Origin of the sequence: Corynebacterium sp. MSK019 (assembly GCF_030232425.1) — a bacterium.
GTDB classification, from domain to species: domain Bacteria; phylum Actinomycetota; class Actinomycetes; order Mycobacteriales; family Mycobacteriaceae; genus Corynebacterium; species Corynebacterium jeikeium_D.
This window is the reverse complement of sequence record NZ_JASPJT010000002.1, coordinates 223078-241194: the sequence shown is the minus strand read 5'-3', so window position 1 is coordinate 241194 and position 18117 is coordinate 223078. Positions and strand designations below refer to the sequence as shown.

The 18117-nt window shown below is 57.8% G+C and carries 16 protein-coding genes; 2 read left to right on the top strand and 14 right to left on the bottom strand.

All coding sequences use genetic code 11. The annotated features are described in order from the left end of the window. Window positions 1-25: 25 nt before the first annotated feature. From QP982_RS02295 to dapB, 5 genes are all read right to left on the bottom strand, one after another. A complete protein-coding gene (locus QP982_RS02295; protein ID WP_070429436.1) occupies window positions 26-643 on the bottom strand; it encodes a TIGR03085 family metal-binding protein in 618 nt (205 codons plus the stop codon). Between the two features lie 89 nt (window positions 644-732). Continuing rightward, window positions 733-2814 (bottom strand): ribonuclease J, encoded by a 2082-nt coding sequence (locus QP982_RS02290; RefSeq protein WP_070429435.1) that lies wholly within the window; start codon window positions 2812-2814, stop codon window positions 733-735. After that, entirely contained in the window at window positions 2814-3719 is a 906-nt protein-coding gene (gene dapA, locus QP982_RS02285; protein ID WP_069358743.1) for a 4-hydroxy-tetrahydrodipicolinate synthase, read from the bottom strand. Before dapA ends, QP982_RS02290 begins: the two co-directional genes overlap by 1 nt. A gap of 58 nt (window positions 3720-3777) precedes the next feature. Next, on the bottom strand, window positions 3778-4530 hold the full coding sequence (gene thyX, locus QP982_RS02280) for an FAD-dependent thymidylate synthase (protein WP_016422599.1): 753 nt from the start codon (window positions 4528-4530) through the stop codon (window positions 3778-3780). A gap of 20 nt (window positions 4531-4550) precedes the next feature. Beyond that, window positions 4551-5303, bottom strand: coding sequence for a 4-hydroxy-tetrahydrodipicolinate reductase (gene dapB, locus QP982_RS02275; RefSeq protein ID WP_070595167.1), 753 nt, complete (start codon window positions 5301-5303; stop codon window positions 4551-4553). 264 nt (window positions 5304-5567) lie between these two features. Here dapB and QP982_RS02270 point away from each other — a divergent pair, with 264 nt between their 5' ends. Next, complete coding sequence (locus QP982_RS02270) at window positions 5568-6956, top strand: MDR family MFS transporter (RefSeq protein WP_284870151.1); 1389 nt, start codon at window positions 5568-5570, stop codon at window positions 6954-6956. Window positions 6957-7059: 103 nt separating this feature from the next. Here QP982_RS02270 and QP982_RS02265 read toward each other — a convergent pair whose 3' ends face one another. The 4 genes from QP982_RS02265 to QP982_RS02250 all read right to left on the bottom strand — a co-directional run bounded on the left by QP982_RS02265 (window position 7060) and on the right by QP982_RS02250 (window position 12334). Continuing rightward, window positions 7060-8016, bottom strand: a complete 957-nt coding sequence (locus QP982_RS02265) for an aldose 1-epimerase family protein (RefSeq protein WP_016422596.1) — start codon at window positions 8014-8016, stop codon at window positions 7060-7062. Between the two features lie 157 nt (window positions 8017-8173). Then, the gene (locus QP982_RS02260) at window positions 8174-10441 is read right to left on the bottom strand and encodes a polyribonucleotide nucleotidyltransferase (RefSeq protein ID WP_070866751.1); all 2268 of its coding nucleotides are present in this window, start codon (window positions 10439-10441) and stop codon (window positions 8174-8176) included. Window positions 10442-10927: 486 nt separating this feature from the next. Then, a complete protein-coding gene (gene rpsO / locus QP982_RS02255) occupies window positions 10928-11197 on the bottom strand; it encodes a 30S ribosomal protein S15 (RefSeq protein ID WP_016422594.1) in 270 nt (89 codons plus the stop codon). A gap of 141 nt (window positions 11198-11338) precedes the next feature. Then, the gene (locus QP982_RS02250) at window positions 11339-12334 is read right to left on the bottom strand and encodes a bifunctional riboflavin kinase/FAD synthetase (RefSeq protein WP_048733519.1); all 996 of its coding nucleotides are present in this window, start codon (window positions 12332-12334) and stop codon (window positions 11339-11341) included. A 64-nt stretch (window positions 12335-12398) separates the two neighbouring features. On the opposite strand from QP982_RS02250, the gene truB reads away from it, so the two are divergent. Beyond that, window positions 12399-13385 carry a tRNA pseudouridine(55) synthase TruB gene (gene truB, locus QP982_RS02245; RefSeq protein WP_284870149.1) on the top strand — a complete coding sequence of 329 codons (987 nt, stop codon included), beginning with the start codon at window positions 12399-12401 and terminating at the stop codon, window positions 13383-13385. A gap of 16 nt (window positions 13386-13401) precedes the next feature. On the opposite strand, the gene QP982_RS02240 is transcribed toward truB, so the two are convergent. The 5 genes from QP982_RS02240 to QP982_RS02220 form a co-directional block, all read right to left on the bottom strand. After that, entirely contained in the window at window positions 13402-14115 is a 714-nt protein-coding gene (locus QP982_RS02240; RefSeq protein ID WP_284870148.1) for a 4'-phosphopantetheinyl transferase family protein, read from the bottom strand. Then, a complete protein-coding gene (locus QP982_RS02235; RefSeq protein ID WP_284870147.1) occupies window positions 14094-15470 on the bottom strand; it encodes an MATE family efflux transporter in 1377 nt (458 codons plus the stop codon). Before QP982_RS02235 ends, QP982_RS02240 begins: the two co-directional genes overlap by 22 nt. A 4-nt stretch (window positions 15471-15474) precedes the next feature. After that, a complete protein-coding gene (locus QP982_RS02230; RefSeq protein WP_049170820.1) occupies window positions 15475-16536 on the bottom strand; it encodes a DHH family phosphoesterase in 1062 nt (353 codons plus the stop codon). Window positions 16537-16578: 42 nt separating this feature from the next. Beyond that, window positions 16579-17010 carry a 30S ribosome-binding factor RbfA gene (gene rbfA / locus QP982_RS02225; RefSeq protein WP_016422588.1) on the bottom strand — a complete coding sequence of 144 codons (432 nt, stop codon included), beginning with the start codon at window positions 17008-17010 and terminating at the stop codon, window positions 16579-16581. 361 nt (window positions 17011-17371) lie between these two features. Further along, entirely contained in the window at window positions 17372-18100 is a 729-nt protein-coding gene (locus QP982_RS02220) for a hypothetical protein (protein ID WP_048733528.1), read from the bottom strand. Window positions 18101-18117 lie beyond the last annotated feature (17 nt).

The following is an 18117-nucleotide window of genomic DNA, read 5'->3' as shown; positions in this document are numbered from 1 at the left end:
ACTGTCCAGAACTGAGAACGTGATCTTAAAGGCTGTTGCGCTTGATGCCCGATTCATCGCCGTCGATGGTGACGCGTACCTCGTCACGGCCATAGAGCCACAACACCAGTTCCCCGACGCTTCCGCGGACAGTCACAACCGGAGCACCCTTAGCACTGTTGTCGATTAGGGTCACCGCAACCCCGTCGTCGCGCATTAGCACCACGGTCGAGGTCGAACCGCGCAACATCATACGGCCGGCAGTAGTGACCAGGCGCCACAGGTCTGAAACTCCGGAGGGTGGCAGCTGACGAACGGTCCAACCTTCCTGGGCACGACGGACGTCCTCGTGGTGAACGAAGTTCTCCGCAGTGTTGACATAGCGGTCTGCCCAGTTCATTGGATTCCATCGCGGAGCACCACTGCCCCACTTCCCCACCACTTCGACGTAGGGCATTCGATTGACCTCAGCGGTAACAGCAACGAGGCGTTCCGAAAGCGCCTTGACGAACATCCCGCCAGCGGCATCCAGACGGTTTTCGCGAATGTAAAGGTGGTTGGCCAAATCCCGGGTTGTCCAGCCCTCGCACAAGGTCGGTGCGTCGGGGCCGACGCTGAGCAGTAGATTAGCTAGGTCTTCACGTTCCCGTTCAGCAAAAGTCATAGCTCCAGACTAGACCAGGCACGGAGAAGCCCGCATCCACACGGCTTTAGGTGGATGCGGGCTCTTACGCTAAACGACGCTCTAGAAACTTAGATGCTTTCGCGCGACTCCTTGATTTCCTCATCGGTGACCTCTTCGGCTGCCTCTGAGGACATCGGCACGATGGTCGGAACAACCATCGGACTGCGACGCCATTTCTGGTTAATGACGCGCTCGGTGCGGCGACGAACTTCCTGAGCCATACGGTATGGATTGTTCTCGCCACTGCCAGCCAGGTCAAAGAGAGTATCGTCAACGACCTGCTCGACGGTTGCGAGCACTTCCTTGGCGTCGTCCGAGTAACCGCGAGCCTGAGCCCGCGGCTTCTCCAACGGACGACCAGTGCGGTTATCGATGACGGCTGTGACGGTGATAAGACCACCTTCACGCATTTCAGCACGGTCTGCCAGCACGTCAGCGTCGACGTCACCCATGGTGACGCCATCAACGTAGAGGTTACCGACCGGAACCTGGCCAACTACACGAGCGCGGCCGTCAACGAGGTCGACAACCACACCGTTCTGAGCGAGGACAACGTTTTCTGGCTTCACGCCAGTGGACACAGCCAGTTCCTTGTTGGCACGAATGTGGCGCCACTCACCGTGAATTGGCATGACATTCGACGGACGGGCTGCGTTGTAGAGGAACAGCAGCTCGCCAGCAAACCCGTGACCGGAGGTGTGAACCTTGGCATCCTTGCCAGTGATAACCGTGGCACCAATCTGGGCCAACATGTTGATAACGCCGAAGACCGCCTCTTCGTTACCCGGTACCAGCGAAGAACTGAGGATAATCAGGTCGCCATCACGGACGGTAATCTGACGGTGCTCACGACGGGCCATGCGAGACAGCGCAGCCATTGGCTCACCCTGCGTACCGGTAGTCACCAGCACGACCTTGTGGGGCGCCATGCGAGCGGCCTCGTTCATCTCCACGATGGTGTTCTCTGGCGCGGTCAGCAGACCCAACTCCTGCGCGATACGCATGTTGCGAATCATGGAGCGGCCGTTGAACGCGACCTTTCGTCCAGCCTTGACAGCTGCATCGATAACAGCCTGAACGCGGTAGACATTCGACGCGAAAGCCGCAACGATAACGCGCTGCTTTGCGTCCATAATCAGACGACGCAGGGTCGGAGCCAACTCCGCCTCGGAACCGGAGAAGCCCGGGATTGTGGCGTTGGTGGACTCACACAAGAAGAGGTCGATTCCCTCATCACCGTAGCGGCTCAGCGCCGGCAGGTCAGTCGGCTTTCCGTCCGGCGGGGTCTGGTCCATCTTCACGTCACCGGTGTGGACAACCATGCCAGCTCCGGTCTTAATGACGATGCCAAGGCACTCCGGAATCGAGTGGTTGACGTTGAAGAAACGCAGATCGAACGGACCACGCTGAATGTGGCTGGTGTCGTTGACCTCGATGACCTTCGGGCGCTGACGGTGCTCCTGTGTCTTGGCCTGAATCAGTGCCAAGGTAAAGCGGGAAGCAATAATCGGGATGTCCGCGCGCTGCTTGAGCAACCAAGGGATAGCACCGATGTGATCCTCGTGACCGTGGGTGACCACGAGAGCTTCCACGCGATCCCACTTGTCTTCCATGTAGGAGAAGTCAGGCAGAATCAGATCAACACCCGGCTCATCCGAGCTCGGGAACAGCACGCCACAGTCGACGATAATCAGTCGGTTTTTGTACTCCAACACGGTCATATTGCGACCGATTTCGGAAATACCACCCAGCGCGACCACACGCAGACCGTCCTTGGGGGCCTTCGGCGGCGCGGGCAGACGTTGCGTCAAGTCTGCACCCTGCATCGACTGCACTACGTTACGACGGTTGCCGCCACGCCCGCCACGGCCACCCCGCGAATTATTTCCGCGGTTACCGCCACGGCCACCGCGACCACCACGAGAACCGCGGTTGGAAGAATTCGACGAACCTTGGGACTTCTTAGCGTTGCCGGCGTTCTTACGATCACCGGAACGCTGCGAGGACTTCGAGCCGTTCGAGTTAGCTCGACCTTTGTCGGAGCCCTTGGATGCAGAGTTCTTGGACTGCTCTGCTGCAGCCACGTCAGACTCGGAAGGCGGACCGGCCTTACGAGTTACCTTGCGGGCGCGATTGCGTCCTTCAGCCACTACAGAACACCTGCCTTCCGCATAGCTTCTTCAAGCACCTCAAGCTGCTGGTCATTTGCTGCAATTTGCGGCAAGCGTGGATCTCCTATCTCAATGCCCTGCAGACGCAGAGCGGACTTAGCAAAACTTACACCGCCAAGTGCAGCCTGAGCGGCAAACAGCGGAGTCATCTTCGCGTGGGCTGCCTGCGCACCAGCAAGGTCACCCTTGTCAAAACAAGAGCGCACCTCGGCCAGCAGCTGCGGGGCTGCATGTCCAATAACGGAAATGAACCCGGTGGCGCCAATCGACAGCCACGGAAGGTTCAGCACATCGTCACCGGAGTACCACGCCAAATCAGTATTAGCGATAATGCCGGCGGCAGCTCCCAAGTCCCCCTTGGCGTCCTTAACAGCCTGGATTCTCGGGTGCTCCGCCAACCGGTAAATGGTATCAACTTCAATCGGAATAACCGAACGCGGCGGAATGTCATACAGGCACACCGGAGCCTCGGTTGCGTCGGCCACCGCCGTAAAGTGGCGGTACAGGCCCTCCTGGGACGGCTTGGAATAATACGGCGTGACGACGAGCAGCGCATCCGCGCCCGCCTCCACAGAAGCCTTTGCCAGCTCAATAGACTCGGCCGTGTCATTGGTACCGGCACCGGCCACAAGCTTGACCTTATCGCCCATCTCTGCGCGGACAGCTCGGAGAAGCTCAAGCTTCTCCTCAACGGTCGTAGTAGGCGACTCGCCAGTAGTACCGGCCAGAATGAGTGCATCGCAGCCGCCGTCTACAAGGTGCCCAGCGAGCTGCACACCTGCCTTGACATCGAGGCTTCCGTCCTTATCAAAAGGGGTCACCATAGCTACGGCGACAGTGCCGAAAATGTCAGCACCGCGAGTTGACGCAATTCCTGTGCTCATTGTTGACTACCTTTTCTTAAAAATCTCAATCGACTATATCTTCACACTGTACGTGCGATTACCCCTCGAAGGCGTAAGGACTCGACGCGACGACCGACCCATCCTTCAGAGTGTTGATCTCAAAATCCCCAAAAGCAACAGGAGCGCAGCGCTGCAGCTCCCGCAGACATGCCACTGCCAACTCCCGAATTTCAGCATCGGCATGCTCGGTCGCACGCATCGAAATGAAGTGGCGCCAAGACCGGAAATTACCAGTAACCACGATTCGAGTTTCGGTGGCATTGGGCAAAACCGCCCGGGCTGCCTGGCGTGCCTGCTTTCGCCGCAAGATAGCGTTGGGCTCGTCGGCCCACTTTTCTTCCAGTGCGTCTAATAACTCACCATAGGCGAAACGGGACTGATCAACCGCGCTTTCGAAAACTCGCAACAGATCCGGGTCCTCCGCAATTGCGGGAGGAACCACAACATTGTTGGAACTGGCCGGCACAAACCGCTGCGACAACTGCGAAAAGGAAAAGTGACGGTGCCGCGTGAGTTCATGTGCACACGAGCGCGACAGGCCACGAACATAGATGCTTGCACTTGCGTGTTCAAAAAGTGAGGTGTGGCCTACCTCGAGCACATGCCGCAGATATCCCCTATTCGTCGCAGTTCGCGGATTAGGCTTGTCCCACGTTTCATAACAAGCCCTGCCGGAGAACTCAATCAATGCTTCCCCACCATCGGCATCGCTATCAAAGTCGATGTCCTCCGGCGGGAAGAAGTTGGTCGCGGCGATTAGCTGCGCCTTGAGAGTGACATTTTCAGACATTTTTAGTTAACTCCCGGCTATTAAAGACCCAGGAACGGCTCCAGTCCCACAGTCAGACCCGGAAAATCCTCAATCTTACGCACTCCCAGCAGTACGCCCGGTACGAAGCTGGTACGCGAGTAGGAGTCCTGCTTAATGGTAAGCGACTGTCCTTCAGCACCGAAGATAACGGTCTCGTGAGCCACCGAACCGGTCATACGGACTGCGTGCACCGGAATGCCCTCGACATCGGCGCCGCGAGCACCATCCAGAGTCTGCTCAGTGGTGTCGGGCTGCTCCCCCATGCCTGCTTCCTTGCGAGCACGGGCAATAGCCTCAGCAGTGTGGATAGCGGTGCCCGAGGGGGCATCCTTTTTAAAAGGATGGTGCATTTCGATAACTTCAGCGGAATCGAAGTACGGAGCGGCTAGCTCCGCCATCTTCATCGTCAGTACCGCGGAGATTGCGAAGTTCGGTGCAATAAGAACATTGGCCTCACCGGCGGCGTCGTCAAGCCAGCGCTGCACCTGATCGAGGCGCTCCTTGGTAAAACCCGTAGTACCCACGACGGCGTTGATGCCATTCTTAATGCAGAACTCAAGATTGCCCATCACAGCGTCGGGCTGAGTAAAGTCAACAATGGTCTGCACACCAGCGGTGACAAGTTCATTCAGGTCATCGCCAGAGTCGAGACCCGCTGCCAGCTCCAAATCGTCGGCGGCTTCGACTGCCTCGCAGATGGTGGACCCTACCTTGCCCTTGGCGCCAAGTACGCCGACCTTGATATTGCTCACAGCTATTGTCCTTTCCCAACGGGTTTATCTTTCTCCCTTACCTTAGAATGTGTTGGCCAACTTGTGTGCCAATGCCCCCGTCCGCTTTGCCTTTTTGTCGACTTACGACGGGGTTTTTGTTGCGCTAAGATTCCATATCTTCGACAATTACCTATTTCTGTACCGATATATAGAAAGAGACTTCAATTGGTTTCTGAATCTGAAGATTCCGAACTCAGCCCAAGTTCGGAGGCACCACAGGCCGATGCGCCCAAAAGTGCTTATATGGCCATTTACGTGCTACTAGCTGCGGCATTCATGGCTATCTTGAACGAGACGGTCATGAGCGTCGCAATTCCCGTCGTCAAGGCGGACCTCGGAATCAGCGCAGCTACCGCAGGCTGGCTGACAACATCGTTCCTACTGACCATGGCAGTTGTCATTCCGGTCACTGGATTTCTCATTTCGGCAGTGCCGTTCCGCATTCTTTTCGCGGTCAGTCAAGGACTATTCGTCGTGGGCACTCTCATCGGTGCTTTCGCGCCAAACTTCGCGATCGTTCTGCTCGCACGCATTGTCCAAGCGTCCGGTACCGCAGTGCTGCTGCCGCTGCTGATGACCACGGTGCTCAACGTAGTACCGGAGCATGAGCGCGGGCGCATGATGGGACGAATGAGCGTGGTCATCGCTGTCGCGCCTGCTATCGGACCGACCATCTCCGGTCTCATTCTGGAGATTGCCAATAACAATTGGCATGCGCTTTTCGACACGATGTTGCCGCTCGGCCTAATTGTGCTGGTAGTGGGCGTCATCCTCGTTCCCAATATTGAGGAAAACTCCGCGAAGCCCATCGATATCCTCTCGGTGTTCCTCAGTGCCGGCGCATTCGGCCCGCTGGTGTACGCGCTGAGCCGCGTAGGCGCAGAGTTTTCGCTTATCGACGGAATCCTGTGCGCAGTCGGCATCGTGCTGTTGGTGTTCTTCATCATGCGCCAGCGCCGTTTGGCACCGCACAACCGAGCTCTGCTGGATCTTCGAACCTTCCGCACAAAGAGCTTTAGGCTGTCCACAATCATTCTGACCATTGGTTTCATGCTGATGTTCGGTGCGATCATCATTTTGCCGCTCTACCTCAATCTGCGAGGTGTCGACGTCAAGACTATTGGTTTGATTGTGATGCCTGGTCCACTGGTTATGGGTCTGATGGGACCGGCTGTCGGCCGGCTCTTTGACAGCTATGGTCCGCGCCCACTGGCAATTCCCGGCTCCATTGTCCTTGCCCTCGGTCTTTTCGGGCTCGGCTTCATCTCAGCATCGACTCCGCTATGGTGGATTGTCGCCTGCCACATCGTCCTTGAGATTGGCCTGGGGCTGCTGTTTACTCCGCTGTTCACATTCGGTCTTGGTGATCTTCCGAAGCGCCTCTACCCGGATGGCTCAGCAATCATGAACACGCTACAGCAGGTTGCCGGCGCTGTCGGTACCGCACTGTTTGTGGCGCTGTCAGCTGTTATTGCCACTGGCCTGTCCGGCACTGGTGCAGCAGCTCCTGCCGCCGACGACTTGATTCGTGGCTATAGCATTGCGATGTTTACCGCCGCGGGATTTGCCGTGGTGCTAATCTTCCTCACCACGCTGCTCAAGCCGCAGCGGAAGAAGATTGCATTACAGTAGCCCCCCCCCCAAGACCGGGGGGGGGAATACCGCCTAAACTAGGCGGCTTGCTCCCGGCCCGGGATTTCCATTGAGGGGGCTGCACTCTTCTGCGCTGGGAAAACTATTTTCCGCCCGTTTCCGCGCGCAGTCCCATGGCAAGAGTTGTTGTCTCTCCAGCCTGAACTCGCAGCAAACCGGTACCGGAGCGTAGCGCATCCGGCGGACATGTCATTGGCTCCACCGCAATCGCATTCCCGTGCCCAGGAAATCCTTCTCGTCGTCCGGCGTCCGCAACATAGACCTGGAAAAACCTGAATTCATCATCGGCCCAGAGCACAGCACCCTTGCCATTTGGCCCAACCAAATGCGCTTCACGACGGCGCGGCGAGTCACTCCCCGCTGTCTCCTCGGCAGCAAAGAAGCAGTGATCCAGCCACAGTCCATCCAGGGATACTCCCTCTCGAAGGCTGGGAACCACCGTCTCGGCTGGCACCGCTGGGCCGGCGGGCAAGTTTCGAATTGGCTCCAGTGGCAGGTTTTTATCAACGGGCAACCGCAGTGTGCAACTGCCGAAGTCAGCGCCCAACGCGCTTAAATAGGGATGCCAGCCCAGACCAAACGGGCACTCCCTATCGCTGCGATTATGCACTGTGAACTCCGCCGATAGGCCATCTGAGGCTGTGACTTGCCAACGCACGGTCAGACCGAGTTCCCAAGGCCAGCCCGGCTGCGGCTCAACTTCCACGCCCAAGGTGACGCTGCTGTCATCAGAATCGACCACAGACCAAACGCGATCTGCAACAAACCCGTGAATAGCATTCGCCCGGGACGGCTCCGAAATATCTAGCCGATGTACTTCCCCATCAAAGATGAATACTCCGTCAGCGACCCTGTTCGGCCACGGAGCCAGGAGCGTACCTGCGGACAACGGTGGATTGAACCCTTTGGGATAGTCAGTCAGCAGTGGCAGGCCACAGTACTCCAGTGATCTCGGACCACCACCGAACTGGGAAATACTTGCGACATAGTCACCGGCCGCAATGTCAATGAATTCATGATCGTGCGCGACAAGTTGCATGCGCAAATCACCTTCCACGTGGGTTCGAAAATTAATCCGTTCGAAACCCGAGATTAACCCAAAACAAAAGCGCGGTTAGGTCAATTTGTGACCTAACCGCGCCATCGCTACACGCGTTGTCGGAGGCTACCTACAGCACATCCTCCGTCGTCAAGCATTAATCGTCTTCGACCGGAACCAGCGAGATCTTGCCGCGGTTGTCGATATCAGCGATTTCGACCTGAATCTTGTCGCCGACATTGATGACATCCTCGACCTTCTCGATGCGCTTGTCGCCACCGAGCTTGGAGATGTGGATCAGACCGTCACGGCCCGGAGTCAGGGAGACGAAAGCACCGAAAGCGACAGTCTTCACGACAGTGCCCAGGTAGCGTTCGCCGACCTTCGGCAGCTGCGGGTTAGCAATGGCATTAATCTGCTCGATTGCAGCGTCCGCGGCCTTACCGGAAGTTGCCGAGACAAATACGGTGCCGTCGTCCTCGATAGAGATATCAGCACCGGTTTCCTCGGTGATGCCGTTGATGGTCTTGCCCTTCGGACCGATGAGCTCACCGATCTTCGAAGCCGGAACCTTAACGGTGGTGATCTTCGGAGCGAGACCACTCATCTCGTCCGGAGACTCGATGACCTCAGCCATGGTGGACAGGATGGCCAGACGTGCATCACGAGCCTGGGACAGAGCATCGGCCAGAACCTTCGACGGAATACCGTCGAGCTTGGTGTCCAGCTGCAGTGCGGTAATGAAGTCCGCAGTACCAGCGACCTTGAAGTCCATGTCACCGAATGCGTCTTCGGCACCGAGAATATCGGTCAGTGCGACGAAGCGGTTCTCACCGTCAACCTCGCCGGAAACCAGGCCCATGGCGATACCGGCAACCGGAGCCTTCAGCGGCACACCGGCGTTGTACAGCGACAGAGTCGAAGCACAGACCGAGCCCATGGAGGTCGAACCATTGGATCCAAGAGCCTCGGAGACCTGGCGAATGGTGTACGGGAATTCCTCGCGGGACGGCACGACCGGCAGCAGAGCGCGCTCAGCCAGTGCCCCGTGACCAATCTCGCGGCGCTTCGGAGAGCCAACACGACCGGTCTCGCCGGTGGAGTACGGCGGGAAGTTGTAGTGGTGGATGTAGCGCTTGGAGGTAACAGGAGTCAGCGAGTCAATCTGCTGCTCCATCTTCAGCATGTCCAAAGTGGTGACACCCAGAATCTGGGTCTCGCCGCGCTCAAACAGCGAAGAGCCGTGGGCACGCGGAATCAAGCCGACCTCAACGCCCAAGTCACGAATGTCGGTGACACCGCGACCATCGATGCGGAAGCCCTCAGCGAGAATCTTCTCACGGACAATCTGCTTCATCACTGCGTTGTATGCAGCGCGAATCTGCTTAGATGCAGCTTGCTCGTCGACATCATCGGAGACGAAGCGCTCCAGCAGCTGCCCCTCGACGTCCTCCATGTACTCATTGGTGGCGTCATCTCGTTCCTGCTTACCCGGGATGGTGAGCAGCTTGACCAGCTTCTTAGCGGACTTCTTCTCGACTGCGTCAAAAATCTCATCGCTGTATGCCGGGAACAGCGGGAACTCCTGCGTTTCCTTCGCTGCGCGCTCAGCCAGACCCTTCTGTGCCTCACACAGAACCTTGATGTGCGGCTTTGCTGCCTCGAGGCCAGCGGCGACGATGTCCTCGGTCGGCGCCGGTGCACCGTCAGCAATACGCTTGACGACGGTCTCCCCTGCTCCGGCCTCCACCATCATGATGGCGACATCTTCGACGTTCTTGCCGCGACGCTTGCGGGTGACGATACGGCCAGCGACGACCATCTCGAACAGAGCCTGCTCGTGCTGCTCCTCGGTCGGGAAAGCGACCCATGCACCCTCTGGGTGCTTGTCATCAGCAACGAGCGCGATGCGGACGCCACCGACAGCGCCGGAAACCGGCAGCCCGGAAAGCTGAGTTGCAGCTGACGCGCCGTTGATTGCGACAACGTCATAACGGTCCTTCGGATCCCAGGACATGACGGTGACGACAACCTGTACCTCGTTGCGAAGGCCCTTGACGAAGGTCGGACGCAGCGGACGGTCAATCAGACGACATGCCAGGATGGCATCGGTGGACGGGCGGCCCTCACGGCGGAAGAACGAACCCGGAATCTTGCCCGCAGCGTACATACGCTCTTCAACGTCGACGGTCAGCGGAAAGAAATCAAAGCCCTCGCGGGGCTGGTTGGAAGCGGTGACGGTGGACAGGAGCATGGTCTCCTCGTCCAAGTAGGTGGTCACCGAACCATCGGCCTGACGAGCCAGCTGGCCCGTTTCAAAGCGAATGGTGCGGGTGCCGAAATCACCATTGTCGATGGTGGCAACGGCCTCGGTAATACCGAAATCCTCATCAAAGAAAAATTCAACAGCCTTGCTGTTGGCCATAGGTTTCTTACTCCTAGAAATAGCGGCGATCATCGATGTCGCCTGTAAAAGATCGAATGAACTTCGTTTGCGTCACGCATTCTACCAGCTAACGCGGAAAGTTCTCGTATTGGACGGATCGGAGATCTCTCACTGCATCTGGGTTCTTGCACCTACGCGGGGTTCTAGGAGTTTGCGGGGCGGGGGAACTTATCGATGACTTTTCTTGACTCATCGATGGTTTACCGTGTCTTATCGATGGTGCCCCGGCACTTATGCGCACGCTTTCGATCAGCCCCTCCACCTGTCGATGAGGTATTCACTTGTGGCCACGCTACAGCGCATCGATGAGTGAATACCACAACGACAAGTGATCAAAAAAAAGACCCGCCGTGAGCTTCCATCCAATGGAAACCCAAACGGCGAGTCTAAAAAGCTTAAAAGCCTTGAATTAACAGAGCAACTTACACCAATGAAGCTCTGACAAACAGGACCTTAAGGAGAACCTTAGCGACGCAGACCCAGGCGCTCGATCAGCTTACGGTAGCGCTCAACGTCGTTGTCCTGCAGGTACTGCAGCAGGCCCTTGCGGCGACCGACCAGCAGCAGCAGACCACGACGGGAGTGGTGATCGTGCTTGTGGAACTTCAGGTGCTCGGTCAGCTGACGAATACGTGCGGTCAGCAGTGCAACCTGAGCCTCCGGGGAACCGGTGTCGGTCTCGTGCAGGCCGAACTCCTTGAGAATCTCAGCCTTTTCTGCAGTGTTCAAAGCCATGTAAATCTAACTCCTTGAATCAAATTATGGTCGTTTTTTCAGTCCACATTCTCGGCTTTCCCGGAACCAAACAGCGTCTGGCAACTGGTTCCTCGCAACTGCTTGTGGACCGCAGTCACAGCCGACGTTTTACTTTAACAGCTAATCGGTCTTAGCCAAAATGGCTTCGGTGTCTGCCACGTCCTGGTTCATCCGGTCAATGAGCTCCTCGACCGAGTCGAACTTCTCCATTCCGCGAATCCGGTCGACAAACTCAACCTGCCCGGCGGTGCCGTAGAGGTCCGCATGACGGTCAATCACGTAGGCCTCGACCGTTCGATCAGTGTCTCCAAAGGTCACATTAGTGCCCACCGACACGGCCGCTGGGTAGCGCACCCCAAACTCGATATCGCCCTTCGGGTCCGGCTCCGGGCGGGCTGCCGTCGGCTGAACCGTGAACCATGCCGCGTAGACACCATCAGCCGGGATTGCTAGGCCCTCAGCGAAGTCAATATTGGCGGTCGGAAAGCCCAGCTGCGCTCCTCCACGCCCCTGACCTGGAATAACATCACCATCGACACGGTAGAAGTACCCGAGACACGAGGCGGCTGCGGACACCGCACCGTCGGCAAGCAAACCGCGAATACGTGTCGACGAAACACGTTCGGTCGAGTCCGCGGCAGTGACGTCGAGGAGGTCGACGATGGTGACGTCGACCCCACACTTACGGCCGTGCTCCGGCATAGTCTCGGCGGTACCTGCGGCCTTCTGCCCATAGGTGAAGTTCTGGCCAACGAAGACGGCCTGTGCATTCAGTTTGTCGCGGACAACGGTGCGTACAAAATCTTCAGCGGGGATACTGGAGAAGTTCTTGTCGAAAGGCACGACGAGCATGGCATCGATTCCCTCCGCCTCTGCCAGCTCGGCACGACGGGAAACGGTGGACAGCGCCGGCGGCACCTTATCCGGGGCAAACAGCGCTACGGGGTTGGGGTCGAAAGTCATCAACAGCGACTTCACGCCACGAGCGCGAGCGTCACTGACCGCAGCAGCTATCAGGCGCTTATGTCCTAGATGAATACCATCGAACACTCCGATGGTTACGACCGTGTCCCCCAGGTCTTCGGGTGCATTGTCCAAGCCATACCAAATCTCCACAAAGAGCTAGTGTAACTGGTCACCGTTTAACACACCGCATATAGCGCAACATAGGATTGCGTCTATGACCGACTTCGATCCGATTGCAGACTCCGGCATTGTCATCGTCGACAAGCCCCAAGGCTGGACAAGCCACGATGTAGTGGGCAAACTCCGTCGAATCTTCCGCACCAAGAAGGTCGGCCACTCCGGCACCCTCGACCCAATGGCCACCGGTGTGCTCGTCCTCGGCATCGGCCGCGGCACGCGTTTCCTACCGCATGTCCACGCGGACACGAAGTCCTACCAAGCCACCATTCGGCTCGGCGCTGCCACGCTTACCGACGACGCCGAAGGCGAGTTGCTCTCCGAATCGTCAGCGGCATCGGTGACCGATGAAATGGTTCGAGAGGAAATTGCGAAGTTCACCGGCACGATCATGCAAAAACCTGCGGCGGTATCCGCAGTGAAGATTGACGGTGTCCGCGCCTACGAGCGCATCCGCCGTGGCGAGAAGGTCGATATCCCAGCGCGCCCGGTGACAATCACCCGCTATGAGGTTCTGGACATCCGCCACGACTCCGATCCTTCCCGTCCCGGGGAGTGCATCGATATCGATGTGGAGGTCGACTGCTCTGCCGGCACTTTCATCCGAGCATTAGCTCGTGACTTGGGGGATGCACTGGGAGTTGGTGGTCATCTCACCGCTCTGCGACGTACTGCCGCCGGAGTTTTCACTATTGAAGAAGCATTGACTATCGACGAGCTCACAGCGAAAGCCGAGCAATTCGACACCGCCAATCCAGAAATTGCGAAGATGCGACGCCCCCTTCCGGAGCGCGCCGCTTCCTTGCTGCCGATGAGTCTGGACGCGGCCTGCCTGCGTTGCTTTGATACCCGCGAAATTACTGAACAGCAGGCGGCTGATTTGGCTCAGGGCAAGTGGCTGGAGCCAATCGGAAAACCTGGAGTCTATGCGGCGGTGTCACCAACGGGAAAGGTTCCGGCGCTGCTCACAGAATCCGGCAAACGGGCCAAGACGGTCTTCGTGGTGCGCCCGGCGACGCTGTGACTACTTCTCAAGGTTTTTAACACTGCTCGAGCCACACCGCGGTGGCAACGACGCCTGCGCCGCGGGCCCAGAAGCCCTTTACTCCGCGGAAGGCGTCGGGAATCTCACGGTGAAATGTTAGCTGTAGAGGTCCGCCTGCGAGTCCTCGGGAAAAACCTCGCGCTGCTATCCGTCTCTTCCTCGTTTGCACGGAAACTTCGTCGAAGTCTAGCCACTGCCCGAGTATCGGCTCCCAGAGTTTGTACACTGATTCCTTGGCGCTAAATTGCACCAGCGGATCCAGGCGAGCTTCGTCAGTGCGCAAGACTGCATCGATGATTCCTAACTCTAGAGTCTGCTCGACCTCGACATCGATGCCAATCCCCTGCAGCTGCTCAGCGCTAGCGGACACAGCTGCCACGGCCCCGTCGCAGTGGCTAATTGACCCCACGACTCCTCGCGGCCACAGCGGCGCTCCGGTGGTCGACATTCCAATCCCACCTGGGGCAGGCTCTCCTAGCCGTCGCAACGTCTCATGCGCAGCGAGGCGCCCTCGGGTGAAATCACGGATTCGAGCAGGTGCTGCACTATCCGGCAGGCTCAATTCAGCACTACGGAGCTGCTGCAATTCCGCATCACTAAAAGGACGCTCGGCATTGGAGTCAATGACCAGCCGGCTACCGGCGGGTAAATGCCCGGCCAGGTACTCCTCGACGTCGGCAAGCACACTCATGCGCTGATGCCGTACCATTTCTCTCCACGGAAACGGGTAGCGACAAAGATGAGTCGCAGAATCATGAATGCCAGGAGACCGCACCATACGCCGGTCAGCCCCCAGTCAAATGCCTGAGCCAGCCAGACCGGTGGGAGGAATCCGCACAGGACCGCGCTAACGGTGGCGTTACGGAGGAAGGCTGCGTCGCCGGCGCCGAGCAACACGCCATCGAGCGCGAAGACGACACCGCCGATAGGAATCATTGCGACAAGAATCCACCATGGTCCGGCGGTGACTGCGTCAATCACGCCTGTTGCGTCGGTAAAAATGCGGACGATGCTGGCATTACCTACTGCGAAAACAGCCGCTAGGCCGAGGGCAATGACGCTTGACCAGACCGTCACGCGCTTGCCAGTCCAGCGGGCAACGGCCGTGGAGCTACCGCCCAACGCTGCACCGACGAGCGTCTGTGCAGCAATCGCTAGCGAGTCGAGCACCAACGAAATCAGGTTCCACAGTTGCAGCATGACCTGGTGTCCACCGAGCGTGGTCGGCCCAACGCGGCCAGCAACCGCTGCGGCAGAGAGGAACGCTACCTGGAAGGACAAGGAGCGAACGATGAGATCGCGGCCGAGGACCAGCTGGCTTTTGATAATGGCGCCATTCGGGCGCATGGAGAGCTTGCGGCTAGAGCACTCTTTGAAAAGACGGCGGAGGAACAGCCCGCCGGTAATCAATTCGCCGAAGAGAACGGCCAGCGCAGAGCCCTCGAGGCCGAAGGCGCGGACCAGCGGCACAATCACAATGGCGGCCGGAACAAGGCCTGAGAGCACAAATAGCAGCGGCGCGCGGGTGTTTTGGATACCGCGCAACCAACCATTTCCAGCCTGCGCAATCAACGTCAGCGGAATGGCGAAGGCAGCAACTCGCAACCACTGCCCGGCATCATGAGCGACCTCCGGATGAGGAGCTAACCAACCGGTAAATACTGGTGCCAACCCCACGATGATGGCAAAGAGGCTAAGGCCCACAAAGATGGCGACCCACGTCGCTTGCAATCCCTCTTCAACCGCCTCGTCCACGTTGCCCCTGCCAAAGGCTCGCGCTGATCGGGCGGTCGTGCCGTAAGCCAAGAAAGTGAGCTGCGTAGTTACCACGGAAAATACCGTCGAACCAGCGGCAAGCGCCGCAAGCTGGACAGCTCCAAGCCGACCAATGACAGCCGTATCCAGCAGCACATAGAGTGCGGGCGCGGCAAGAACACCCAACGCTGGCAGCGCCAGCGAAACGATTGCGCGAAGGCTGACATCTGACTTCGCACTGTGCCCGGTTCGCTCTATGCCAGTTTGCTCAATCTCAGTGCGCTCCTGAGTTTCTCGCGAGTCCGACAATCCCCTAGGCCTCGCTCGTGCCTCGGCGTGCCTGGGCTGCGACATCGCTGGTGTCCAGGATGGCCTGCAGCAGCTCATCCTTGCTGCACTCCCGAGTCAGACCGGCGGCACGCTCGTGGCCACCGCCGCCAATTTCCAGGGCGACCTGGGAGACATCGACAAGCTCGCGAGAACGCAGCGAGACGGCCCACTGGTTTGGCTCATACTCCTTAAGCACGGCACAGACGTCGGCCGCATTAGTCGTACGCACAATGTCCACGACCGATTCAATCTCATCGTGGCCAACTTCGGCGGTCTGGTCGTGCTCAATGACGACGTGGATTAGGCCAGCGCCGTCGCCCCACTCGGGCACCAATGTCGCGGTGGAAAGCACCTTGCCCAGGAATGGAAGGTAGGCAAACGGATGTTCTTCCAGCAGCTGTGCACCAATCGTGCGCGGATTGAGCCCCTTATCCAGCAGGCGCGCCGCTGCAGTGTGCATGCGGGAATGGCCGAACTGGAACGATGCGGTGTCCGTCAACAGCCCTGCATAGAGAGCATGAGCCATCGGCGTGGTCAGCTTGATACCCCAGACACCAAAGAAGTCCAGGAGCACCATGGTCGAGGACTCTGCGCGTTCGTCAACCATGTTGACGGACCCAAAGCGAGTGTTGGTCGCGTGATGGTCAACATTGATAACGCGGTCGGAGGCCATCACGCGATCTTCCAGCGCACCGAGGCGCCCCGGGCTTGCGCAGTCGACAGTCACCCACGTGTCAATGTCTTCATCCAAGTCCGTGTACTCGACAAATCGCTCCCATCCGGGGATGGTCAACAGCGACTTGGCTGGCAAATCGCTCTCACCGTAGCTGGCTACAGCCGAAATGCCACGCTGTACAAGTGCCATGACCATCGCAGATGCAGCACCAATCGCATCCGCATCGGGGTGAACATGGGCAATGACGCCGACCTTCTTGGCGTCGGCAAGCATATCCTGCATCTGCTGAATCGGCTTGGACATGCGGCGATTAATCGCCTGGGAAAGCTGGTGAGCTGCCTGCTCCTGAGCCTGCGGAGAAGTGGTCACGTGGGTGCCCCTTTCATCGATAGATGTGGCCGGTGGAGAGTTTTACTCCTCGTCGCGGTATGGGTTGGCATCGCCTGCGGGCTTTGCGTTTCTAGCCTGCTCAGCCAATTCCGCGTCGCGCGCGCGAGTCTTATCGAGCAGCTCCTCAAGGTGCGCGGAAATCTCCGGCACCGTGTCAACCTCAAAAGCCAGCGTCGGTGTGTAGCGCACACCGGTGCCACGACCGACCAGGGAACGTAGCTGCCCCTTCGCCTTTTCCAGCGCTGCTGCTGCCGACTCGTAGTCCGGTTCCTCGTCGAGCGTACGTCCGCGCACAGTGTAGAAAACTGTGGCGTCGTGCAAATCGCCGGTGACGCGGCAGTCGGTGATAGTCACAAACTCCAGCCGCCGGTCCTTAATCTCACGCTCAATTGCGCTGGCGACAATCTCCTGAATACGCTTGGACAGCCTGCGCGCGCGTGCTGGATCTGCCATTTTTGGCTACTCCCTATCTATCTCTACCTGTGCGTAACGATTCGTAGCTAGACCCCATTTAGCGTGGGGCCTGAAGTGCCCCTTCGCTGACAAAGACCCATTTGGGATCCGGCAAAACGGTTCAATACAAAGGACTGCTAATACTAACACGCAAAACACTACTCAACTTCGAACCGCATGTTTCGCGACTTCGCCCGCACCCGTTTACCGAGTGCAGTCAATTGCTTCGCCGCACGCTCGCCCTTTGTTATTAACCCATTAATCATCACGACAACACTGCCACCACCATCGATGTCATCGACGGCATGGGGAGTCGCTACTACGGAATTGCGCAGCTGAAACGCAGCCTACCCGTACGCTCTTAACGGCGCTCCACGAAGTTGTACATCGGTAACCCATTAACATGGGAGCAGTCAGGCAGTGAATCCATCACACTATCCTGCAATGGTGTTTCTCCCTCGATGCCGAAAATCCATTTAACCGCAGCATTACCTAGCTCCAGCGGATGGAAAAGGTAACTTACCTCACCATTTTTATCCTTGGGCGCCACACTGCCATGGGTTTGTTCCCATTCAGCCACATCCGTCGGATGTAGTACCTCGACGTGTTCACCGTTAGCGAACGGTACCTCAAAATCCAACAGTCGTCCAGAGCTGAAAAACCGCTGCATGTCAAAATCATAGTCTTCGCAGCTTGCTTCTAATTCCCTGGTAGGAGTCTTATAGTGGCAGAAATCGACAACACTATTGATGCACAGTGACCAACTTTCGCGAGGATCGTTCGCCAACGCTGGGTCCTCAATAAGGTCGTATACGTCGTCGGTCCCGAAAAGCAGCGTTGGCCCAAACGCTACCGCGTGGAAGTACCAATTATGACCATCCTCAATGGTTTCTTCGGAATCAAAGGCGAATTTCCCTGGCCAAATCTTGTCCAATTGCGCAAGAGTCTCCTCTGCGCTCGCAGGAGGATAATTCAAAATATTCGTTCGCGGCAGTTCATCTGAGAGTGCAAAGAGATTAGTTTTGAAGCCCATAACGAACACGATACGCAAAAAGGCGCTCCCCGAAGGGAGCGCCTTATCAAAGTTCACGCAGTGTTTAGCTTACG

Bases quoted from the DNA above. Each gene is read 5' to 3' on its own strand.
- truB (WP_284870149.1), top strand. From the start codon at position 12,399: ATGACCGACTTCGATCCGATTGCAGACTCCGGCATTGTCATCGTCGAC.
- dapA (WP_069358743.1), bottom strand. From the start codon at position 3,719: ATGAGCACAGGAATTGCGTCAACTCGCGGTGCTGACATTTTCGGCACT.
- QP982_RS02260 (WP_070866751.1), bottom strand. From the start codon at position 10,441: ATGGCCAACAGCAAGGCTGTTGAATTTTTCTTTGATGAGGATTTCGGT.
- QP982_RS02265 (WP_016422596.1), bottom strand. From the start codon at position 8,016: ATGCAACTTGTCGCGCACGATCATGAATTCATTGACATTGCGGCCGGT.
- QP982_RS02270 (WP_284870151.1), top strand. From the start codon at position 5,568: ATGGCCATTTACGTGCTACTAGCTGCGGCATTCATGGCTATCTTGAAC.
- rpsO (WP_016422594.1), bottom strand. From the start codon at position 11,197: ATGGCTTTGAACACTGCAGAAAAGGCTGAGATTCTCAAGGAGTTCGGC.
- rbfA (WP_016422588.1), bottom strand. From the start codon at position 17,010: ATGGCAGATCCAGCACGCGCGCGCAGGCTGTCCAAGCGTATTCAGGAG.
- QP982_RS02240 (WP_284870148.1), bottom strand. From the start codon at position 14,115: ATGGTACGGCATCAGCGCATGAGTGTGCTTGCCGACGTCGAGGAGTAC.
- QP982_RS02295 (WP_070429436.1), bottom strand. From the start codon at position 643: ATGACTTTTGCTGAACGGGAACGTGAAGACCTAGCTAATCTACTGCTC.
- thyX (WP_016422599.1), bottom strand. From the start codon at position 4,530: ATGTCTGAAAATGTCACTCTCAAGGCGCAGCTAATCGCCGCGACCAAC.